A 1294-nucleotide genomic window follows, 5' to 3' on the forward strand; every position below is an offset into this window, starting at 1 on the left:
TCAATAACTATATATTTCAAATTTTTAATATTATCTAATATATTTAAAATTATAATTTTTCTTAGTTTAAATCTATTAAAATCAATTATAAATAATAAGCGCTAATAATATAAACGTAACTGGTATCATAACTACAGAGCTACAAATAGATATGAAAGTTTTAACTTTATCATCTTGTTTTAAAATCTTTTTAATTATTAAATATATAGATATTCCTATAATCCCCCCAAAAGTATTAGTAATTATGTCACTTATATCACTTGCACCTATTGCTAAGATGTATTGAAATAATTCAAATATTAATGATATTCCCGCTATTTTAATTATATTTTTATATACTTTAGACTTTTTAAAAAATATACTAATATAAATTCCTAAAGGAATAAATAAAATCACATTTCCCCAAATATCTAAACTATTATAGGATCCATTAATAACATCATTAAATGGTATTAAATTAATACTTCTAGCAAAATATCTATCATCACTAAATAAACCTATAGGAGAAACATACTTAAAAAGAATACTTCCCATTAAAAATAAACTATAAAAAGTAAAACTTATTTTAAATAAAGCATTAATTATATTTTTTTTCATCAAAAAACACCTCCGAATTAATAATATCAATATTTTATTAATATAACCTTAGGTATTTCTTAATTTTTTCTTTATTTGGAAATATATAGATATAATCAATTTTATATTATTTAACTAATCCTATATACTCTTCATATCCTTCATCTTTCATTTTCTCTAAAGGGATAAATCTTAGTGAAGCTGAATTTATGCAATATCTTAATCCACCTAATTCTAAAGGTCCATCATTAAATACATGTCCTAAGTGACTATCAGAATTTTTAGTTCTAACTTCTATTCTCTCCATTCCATGACTTGAATCTCTTTTTTCTTTAATTAAGCTTCTTTCAATTGGCTTAGAAAATGCTGGCCACCCACACCCAGAATTGAATTTATCATTTGATAAGAAAAGTGGTTCTCCTGAAATAATATCTACATATATTCCTTTTCTATACTCATCATTATATTCATTTAAATAAGGCCTTTCTGTATAATTTTCTCTTGTTACTTTATACTGTATATCTGTAAGTTTTTCTTTTAATTCCTTATCTGTAGGTACTTTATATTTCATTTTATTTCCTCCTATAATTTAAAAATTAATATATTTCTATGATTTACATATAATCAATTGAAAATACTAATAATAAAATATTTTTATATCTATTTTTATTAATTATATTTCTTTAATAAATTCTAAGCAAATTTATCACTATACTTA

General features: G+C 21.3%; 2 protein-coding genes. Both read right to left on the minus strand.

What is annotated here, in order from left to right; all coding sequences use genetic code 11:
* Positions 1-81: 81 nt before the first annotated feature.
* Positions 82-597 (minus strand): VanZ family protein, encoded by a 516-nt coding sequence (locus CLTHE_RS00020; RefSeq protein ID WP_080021466.1) that lies wholly within the window; start codon positions 595-597, stop codon positions 82-84.
* A gap of 106 nt (positions 598-703) precedes the next feature.
* Positions 704-1147, minus strand: a complete 444-nt coding sequence (gene msrB / locus CLTHE_RS00025; protein ID WP_080021467.1) for a peptide-methionine (R)-S-oxide reductase MsrB — start codon at positions 1145-1147, stop codon at positions 704-706.
* Positions 1148-1294: the final 147 nt, after the last annotated feature.

This window comes from Clostridium thermobutyricum DSM 4928 (assembly GCF_002050515.1).
GTDB lineage: Bacteria > Bacillota > Clostridia > Clostridiales > Clostridiaceae > Clostridium > Clostridium thermobutyricum.

Bases quoted from the DNA above. Each gene is read 5' to 3' on its own strand.
- CLTHE_RS00020 (WP_080021466.1), bottom strand. From the start codon at position 597: ATGAAAAAAAATATAATTAATGCTTTATTTAAAATAAGTTTTACTTTT.
- msrB (WP_080021467.1), bottom strand. From the start codon at position 1,147: ATGAAATATAAAGTACCTACAGATAAGGAATTAAAAGAAAAACTTACA.